This window comes from Amycolatopsis sp. NPDC041971 (assembly GCF_055588925.1).
This window is the reverse complement of the sequence record NZ_JBVJCE010000008.1, coordinates 20802-28108: the sequence shown is the minus strand read 5'-3', so window position 1 is coordinate 28108 and position 7307 is coordinate 20802. Positions and strand designations below refer to the sequence as shown.

The following is a 7307-nucleotide window of genomic DNA, read 5'->3' as shown; positions in this document are numbered from 1 at the left end:
GGGTCTGGCGCTACGTTGTGTGTGGGTGTGGGGGGGGGGGGTGGGGGGGGTGTGGGGGTGGGGTGGTGTCTGTGCCCCCCCCCCCCCCCCCCCCGATACCGCCGCGGCCCGATGTCGAATCCCGGACAAGCCGTTCGTGGAGTAAGTGAGCGGCCGCCAAGAGGGCGCCGCCACGACCACAGGGGATGAGATGTCGCATCCGGAACCCGTCGCCCGTCGCATGTACGACCTGATCGAGCCCATCGGGCTGGTGCCCTACTTCACCGACGAGTCGGACGAGGCCCTGATGGCGCTGGGCCTGCGTAATCAGTGGGACGCCTACTTCGCCGGGCGGGCCGCGCCGTTCGGCCGGTCGGTTCCGGCCGAGGTGATCCACGCGATCTTCTACAACTTCGCCCCCGGCGAGGTGGCGCGCCACCTCCCGCGGGTCTGGGAACTGACCACGCCCGAAGAGGCGCTGGCCGCCCGTGAGCGGGGATGCGTCGCCGGAATACGGCGGATCCTCGGCGAACTCGCCGACGCCCCCGGTGTCGCGCGCGCCGGCGATCTCCTGATGCAAGCGGCGACCAGCGCACCGGTGGAGGGACGCGCCCTTTATGCCGCCCTCCGCACGGTCCCGGCCCCGCGGGAACCCGTGGCCCGGCTGTGGCACGCGGCCGGTCTGCTGCGCGAGCACCGCGGCGACGGCCACACCGTCGCTTTGCTGGCCGAGGGCATCGGCGGGACCGAGGCCCACGTGCTGCACGCCCTGTCCGTCGACATGCCCGCGAAGGAGTTCGGACGACTCGGCCACCTCCCGGCCGCACAACTGGCCGCGGTCGTCGACGGCATGCGCGACCGCGGACTGATCGGAACCGACGGCTGGCTCACCGCCGACGGCCGGGCCGCGAAGGAGCGGGTCGAAGCGCTGACGGACAAGCTCGCGGAAACGCCGTACAACGCACTGAGCCCCAGCGAACTCGACCGTCTCGTCAACGACCTCGAACCGATCTCAGAGGCCCTCCGGGTGGCCATCCCGTGGTAGCGGCCGGACTCGATAGCGAAGGTGGGTAGCGGTCCCGGCGACGGGTTCGCCCTGCGGGACCAGCTCGCCCCGATACCCGGCGAACACGGCGGTCCCCTGCCCCAGCAGCACGGGGGCGAGGTGGAGGTAGACCTCGTCGAGCAGGCCCAGGGCGAGCAGTTGCCCGGCGACGCCGGCGCCCAGCACGAGTACGTCCTTGTCGCCCGCGGCGTCCTTGGCGCGCCGGACCGCGGCCTCCAGCCCGTCGAAGGAGAACGTTCCACCGTTGTCGCCGAACAGGTCTTCCCTGGTCCGGCGGGTGACCACGAAGCTCGGGACGCCGGGCCACGGTGTCCCGCCCCACGGCCGCAGGCCGAGATCGAAGGTGTGCCTTCCGATGACGGCCGCCCCGGCCATCGCGTTCACTTCGTCGCGAACGCGGGCGTCGGGCCCCTCCGCTGCCATCCATTCGTGCAGTCGTTCGCCGCCGTCGCCCATGGGCTCGTCGGCCCGCACGTTCGGTCCGGCGGTGAATCCGTCCAGCGACATCGACACGTCCAGCACCACCTTGCTCATCGCAAGGCCTCCTTCGCTCCTGTGGCGCCGCTGGCCGGCGCTTTCAGGAGGGGGTCGGAACCGAGCCGTCCGTCTCGACATCCATACTCGAACGCCCTCGTCCTGTCCGGACAAGGGCGTTCACAGCGGGAGTCTTCAGCCCGGGGCGCGGTGTTCGGCGTTGGCGCGCTGGGCTTCGTGGAGCTGATCCTCAAGGGTGACGATGCGGCAGGCGGCCTCGACGGCGGTGCCCTGATCGACCAGTTCCCGCACTCGCGCGGCCAGGCGAAGCTGGTACCGGGAGTAACGGCGATGGCCGCCGGCGGAACGCTGCGGGGTGATCAGGCCCGCCTCGTCGAGGCTGCGAAGGAAGCCTTGAGTGGCGCCGAGCATGTCGGCGGCACGGCCCATCGTGTAGGCGGGGTAGTGCTCGTCATCGAACCTGTCGGCCCCGCTGGGCGTGACCGACACTTCTTGGTCAGGGATCATTCCACCTCCACATCACAAAGGACCCCGGGTGCCGGAACGGCACCCGGGGTCCTCAGGGTTGGGTTTCACCATTGTCTACCGGCGCGACCGCCGGCTTCCTGCACCCGCGTCCGTTGAAGAACCGGATTCCGCGGGGATCGCTGATTCGTGACCGCAAACCACCTCCGTACTCGATGGAACTACGGCACCCGCGCGGCGCTACCTTGCCGCTGCGGGCGATCCAATGATGTCGCCGTTCCCTTCTATCCTGTGTTTTCACCTTGCTGGGTACTGCTACTTCACCTGCTGCGAGCGACACGACCGGAACCCCTTCACTGATCGGTCCCAGCACGCTGACGCCGCTGGTCACTGCCCGGAGCCCTGTTCACTGATCGGCTCCGGCCACCTGACCGGTCCTGCAACTGCATTACTGACTACGACTGCGTTTTCTTCACGAGCGCGCCTGCTCCGCTCGCGTCCTGCACTTTCCTTCCAGGGCCGACACTACCTGGTCGAACCTTCTTCACAACACGGCCCTGAGATCCTGCTCCCGATCACCGTCCGGGACCTGTTCCTTGATCGGCCCCGTGCCGCCTGACCGGCTTGTCTCACCTCGCGGGTAGTTACGTCATCTCCCGCGCCTGTTTGACGTTGTCTTTCTCGGTACGAAGAGAACATTACACACACCCGGCGTTGAATGTCTACCCCGGCCACCATAGATTTTCTGAGGCCCGTCGGACGGGTGACGGCTGGAGGGGAGATGACCATGAGTGACGACCTCGCCGGGGATTCGCTCGACGAGCGGTATGGCCTGGCTGTGGTGCGTGACCTGGAGGAGTACGCCGAAGCCCTGTCCCGGCTGATCGAGCAGGGGCTCCAGGACCGGCGCGCGCCACTGCTCTCCGAAGCCGAGGCCTACGCGGCGGCGGACCTGCTCGGCCGGTTCGCGCTCGCTGAACCTTGGAGCGCCTTGAACCAGCTGGCCGCCACCCTGGCCAGCCGCATCTACAACCGCCTCGGCGCCTGAACACGGCAAAGCTCAGCGGCTGACGGCGATCTCCCGCTCCACACTCGCCGGCTTCGCCGGATTGCGCACGTGGTAGACACCGGTGACCAAGCCGCTCTCGACCCGCACAGCCCCGGCCCACCGTTGATCCGAACCGGCTCGACCGACCTTTCCGCGTCCCGTTTCCACCAGCCGACGGCCGTGTCGCTCGACGTCCACAACGCTCGTCGTGGCCAACCCATTCGTCTTCCGCCACCACGGACCGAATTCCGGCGACTGATCGATCACGTCGGGACCATAGTCTTACCTGGCGGAGGAGATCGCCGTGAGACTCCGGTATGGGGAGTCACAGACCGGCTGAGCGGACACGCCGCAGCGAGAGGTTTGGTTGTGGGCCGCCTGGGGCTCGAACCCAGAACCTACGGATTAAAAGTTTGCGGCTACCCGGTGTCGCAGAGTGCCGCTCAGTGTCCCTCTGCACCGCTGGCGCAGGTTGACACGAGAGACGTTCACCTTCGAGTGCCGTGTACTGCCCGCCAGTGTCGGGCACTGCTTCGGCACAGGAGCACCCACGGAGCACCCTGCGGCGAGTGCGAACTCGCCTGCTGAGGCGTGCCGGGCTCGTCGAGGCGCAAGACCATCGTCCACGAACACTCCGGCATCTCACCGCACCTGCCACAGCGACAGGACCATCATGTTGTCAACGATGAGACCACTCCTACGGTTGCGTCGTGCCGATGAACATGTTCTGGTTGGATGACTCCCGCCGATGGGCCGTCGGCGTAGGTGTTCCCGGCGGCGCCAACGGATGTGACACAACTCCTCCAGCACCCAACAGAACGTCGTTTTCTTGCCGGGAGCGTCCTCAACTGCCGATGAGTGGATGACCTTCGTGCTCGAATCTGCTTGTCGCGTTCACTCTGACGCAGTCAGGAAGCAGCAGCATCTGGACAAGTTCGGCAGCGCAGGCTGAGTCGCCTCTTTCTTGCCGGATCAACCCACGACGTGCGTACGATCAATGTGCGTCTGATGATTGGGAGGTGTGCATGAGTCCGTGGCTGCAGGTGTGCAAGGTTTCTGGTGGGGGTGCTAACGGCGACTGGTGCGCTTCTGGGGGTGCGGATGAACGGAAGGGTGGGAGATCGAGCCACCGAGCAGCGCGAGGAACAGGGTCGCCGCGAGGAGTGGTCCAAGCGATTCTACGAAATTTTGGCGTATTCGGTTGACGAGTCGCCACGGAAGCGCGTTGCGGGTCTCCATCTCATGTCGGCACTGGCGGAATCGAACCTCGCTGGTCCGGACGAGTTGAAGCTAATGGATGTATTCGCAGACCGGGTGTTGAATCCATTGCTCAGGGAGATTGAGCTTGGAGGGCACACCGAGGTGCAGGTGGACGACGGGGGTGCTCAGCGTGCGTGAGTCGCTACGTCCCACGGCCGAACAGATCGCTGCGGCCCGCCTTCGAGTTGTTCTGGACCGAAGGATCGGACGGCCAACGTTGCCCATGGTCGCGGAGTTGGCCCGGATGTCTGCCGATGACGAGGAAGAAGAAGCGGCTCCCGCTTCGTCCCCAGGATCTGACGCGGAGTTCGTCAGCGCGCTGGCCACCGAGGAAAATACGGAACCACAGATATCGGATGGTCGACGGCCTGGTCACGCGACGCGACGTTCGCAGAGCGTCACCGACACCCGTGTTCCCGCGGAACGTCAGCCAGAACAGGAGTCGCTATTGACTTCGTCGGCCCCAAAACTGACCTTGCGAGAGCGCAAGGTTGTCGAGGTGATCCGAAGCTCGGTGGAACGTCTCGGGTACCCGCCGAGCATACGCGAGATTGGAAAGGCAGTCGGGCTCACTTCGACCTCCTCGGTCGCATATGTGTTGCAATCGCTGGAGCGGAAGGGCTTCCTTCGCCGTGATCCGAACTTGCCCCGTGCGATCGGCGCACTTCATTCAAGGTTTGATCTTGAGATGCCGACCGGTGCTAGTACCGAGCTTGGCTCCGCATCTTCGTCTGAGGGGCACGCCGATGCCGTTGGCCCGGCCAAACCAGCTCCAGTGGGTGGCCATAAACCGAGGCTGGGATTTGTGGTGGACGTCGTCGGTTTCGGGCGACGCAGCATCGAGGAGCAGGAGGACCTGTACTACCGGATTGACACCGTGGCAACCCGGGTGATCGCCGACCTGGGCTTCTCCGATGCGGACATGAATGGCGTCGACGCTGGTGATTCGAAAGTGGTGTTTCTGCCGGAAGGAGTGACGTCGTCACTCGTGGTGCCACGACTGATTTCGGCGCTGACCGAACGCCTTGCCCAGGACAACCGCCGCTACCACGACCGCATGCGGCTGAGGATTGCCATCGGCAGCGGCGCCGTCGGCGCCGACTCACTCGGCTTCGCGGGTGAACTGGTCACAGATCTCCACCGCATGGTGGAGAGCACGGTCCTTCGCGCCGCGATCATGGATAACGAAGATGTGGTTCTTGGGCTCCTACTCGCCGATACCATTCACGACGAGGTCGTCCGCCCCGGTTACCTCGACGCGACAAACTTCACTTACGTCGAAGTAACGACGAAGGAGTTCACAGCGTCCGCGTGGCTTCAACTCTCCGACGGAAGTTAGAGCCTATTATGTGAGTCTTGTCGCCAATGTCTTTCATGACGCGATGAGCTCGGAAGGTCCGCTCATGTCGCTGGTCGGTCGTTTTGAGAAAGGCACGCACATGCCGAAGAGCGGACGTCGGCGGTTCGAGCGGAGAACTTTCGGTCGTCGGATGCTCGGGGCCAAAGACCGCGCGCGGCGGGCTCAGGCGCTGGTCTGCGTTTCGGCCTCCTCGCAGGCAGTCGCGTGATCGGTGTCTCCGACTGGAGAGCCCGGTATGCGTCCCGGACGCCGGTCTGATCGCTAAGATCAGGTGATCACTTTGGGGGTGATCGCGTGTTCGAGCGCTATCTGGCCGACTACCGCTACTTCGCGTTGTTCGAAGACCAACGCGGCATGTTCGATGTCGGCAACGCCAAGGGCCTCTACCGCAGCATCGGCTCTCACGACGAGCAGAAGTACCTCGGCCACGGCGTGTGGACGCAGAGCAAGGGCCTGTCGAAAACCGGCGACCGGAACTCCTACGACGACTACCGCGAGGTGAGCGCCGCAGAGTTGGAGAGGCTCAGGCAACTGGCCGACGACCGCGGGCCTGCGAAGCACGAGCGGCGGGACGGGTTCGAAGGCGGCGGCTTCGCGGTGTTCCGGCACGAGGCTGACACGGTCGACCTGCGCTCCGCGTGCGCAGTGGTCGACGAGTTGCTGCCGGAACACCGTTACGCGTTGTCGCTGGCGCCCGTCGAACGGGACAGCCTCACGGGCATCGTCGCGCTGCTGGCGGCACGGCGGCGAGCCAAGCAGGTGGAGGGCCACTACTACTTCGCGGAGTTCGAGAGGCTGGACGACGTCGCGGACCTCGGCCGCGCGCACGCGCTGATCCGCTGCCCCTCGAGCGGCGACGGCGAATGGGAGACCTACCTGCAAGAGGGTGCGTGGGTGCAGGGGAAGGAGCCGCAGGGCAGGGTCGTGCTGCCGGTCGGCCGCGACGATCTGGAACGGACCATCCGCGGACGAGAGACCGCCGAGGCCAGGTACTTCGACGTGTGGCACGGCCTCGCCACCAAGGACGGGTACTACCTCCACGACCTCGTTCGCCGCACTGGATCGGCCGACGAAACACCCGACGACCTCGGCTGGCAGCACACCGACGTGCTCGGTCGGCTGGAGCCCGGCTGGTGGGTGGTGGAGTTCAGCGAGCGGCACTTCCGCACCGCACGCCACGTCGCTGCGATCACGGGAAGATCGCGCGCATTCCGCGACCGGACCCACGATTACCAAGCAGTCTTCCGCAGGAAAGACGACGTTCACGATCTCGGCGACGTCCTCTTCCTGGCCAAGCGCCTGCCGAACCCGTATGAACTGGAATACGAGCTGTGGAAATCGGACGGCTGGCAGCCGACCAGCAACCTGCTGCTCGAGTACACCACGCTCCCGATCTCCGAGGAGGAGTTCCGGCGGCTGGCAGCGTCCCACCCAGGCGACCCGAAGACCGACGACCTCAGCCCCTGAGACCGTCGTGGGACAAGCGCCAACTCCCTCGAACGCTCCACACAGCGGAGCCAAGGGAATTCCATGTCAGGCGACCACGCTGCAACGCACTCTTCTGCCGCGAGGCGCGCGTTCCGAGCGGGGCGCGCACCTGCCGAGGTCAGTTCAGGCATGACGGGAAGCGAGGC

At 65.8% G+C, this 7307-nt stretch carries 7 protein-coding genes; 4 read left to right on the top strand and 3 right to left on the bottom strand.

Translation table 11 applies throughout. The annotated features are described in order from the left end of the window. The first annotated feature begins 190 nt into the window (after window positions 1-190). Window positions 191-1024: an SCO6745 family protein gene (locus ACZ6DT_RS17700; protein ID WP_465595784.1), complete on the top strand. Its 834-nt coding sequence runs from the start codon at window positions 191-193 to the stop codon at window positions 1022-1024. Here the strand turns inward: ACZ6DT_RS17700 and ACZ6DT_RS17695 are convergent. Further along, entirely contained in the window at window positions 992-1579 is a 588-nt protein-coding gene (locus ACZ6DT_RS17695) for a dihydrofolate reductase family protein (RefSeq protein WP_465595781.1), read from the bottom strand. The two genes, ACZ6DT_RS17700 and ACZ6DT_RS17695, sit on opposite strands and share 33 nt — an antisense overlap. Window positions 1580-1714: 135 nt before the next feature. Beyond that, window positions 1715-2047, bottom strand: coding sequence for a helix-turn-helix domain-containing protein (locus ACZ6DT_RS17690; RefSeq protein WP_465595779.1), 333 nt, complete (start codon window positions 2045-2047; stop codon window positions 1715-1717). 745 nt (window positions 2048-2792) lie between these two features. Here ACZ6DT_RS17690 and ACZ6DT_RS17685 point away from each other — a divergent pair. Next, entirely contained in the window at window positions 2793-3053 is a 261-nt protein-coding gene (locus tag ACZ6DT_RS17685; RefSeq protein ID WP_465595776.1) for a hypothetical protein, read from the top strand. 12 nt (window positions 3054-3065) lie between these two features. Here ACZ6DT_RS17685 and ACZ6DT_RS17680 read toward each other — a convergent pair whose 3' ends face one another. Continuing rightward, window positions 3066-3320, bottom strand: a complete 255-nt coding sequence (locus ACZ6DT_RS17680; protein ID WP_465595773.1) for a hypothetical protein — start codon at window positions 3318-3320, stop codon at window positions 3066-3068. Window positions 3321-4557: 1237 nt separating this feature from the next. On the opposite strand from ACZ6DT_RS17680, the gene ACZ6DT_RS17675 reads away from it, so the two are divergent. Both ACZ6DT_RS17675 and ACZ6DT_RS17670 read left to right on the top strand, forming a co-directional pair. Next, the gene (locus ACZ6DT_RS17675; RefSeq protein ID WP_465595770.1) at window positions 4558-5652 is read left to right on the top strand and encodes a LexA family protein; all 1095 of its coding nucleotides are present in this window, start codon (window positions 4558-4560) and stop codon (window positions 5650-5652) included. 315 nt (window positions 5653-5967) lie between these two features. Next, complete coding sequence (locus ACZ6DT_RS17670; protein WP_465595767.1) at window positions 5968-7140, top strand: hypothetical protein; 1173 nt, start codon at window positions 5968-5970, stop codon at window positions 7138-7140. Window positions 7141-7307 lie beyond the last annotated feature (167 nt).

Coding starts and splice junctions, on each gene's coding strand:
- ACZ6DT_RS17685 (WP_465595776.1), top strand. CDS start 2,793: ATGAGTGACGACCTCGCCGGGGATTCGCTCGACGAGCGGTATGGCCTG.
- ACZ6DT_RS17700 (WP_465595784.1), top strand. CDS start 191: ATGTCGCATCCGGAACCCGTCGCCCGTCGCATGTACGACCTGATCGAG.
- ACZ6DT_RS17695 (WP_465595781.1), bottom strand. CDS start 1,579: ATGAGCAAGGTGGTGCTGGACGTGTCGATGTCGCTGGACGGATTCACC.
- ACZ6DT_RS17675 (WP_465595770.1), top strand. CDS start 4,558: ATGTCTGCCGATGACGAGGAAGAAGAAGCGGCTCCCGCTTCGTCCCCA.
- ACZ6DT_RS17690 (WP_465595779.1), bottom strand. CDS start 2,047: ATGATCCCTGACCAAGAAGTGTCGGTCACGCCCAGCGGGGCCGACAGG.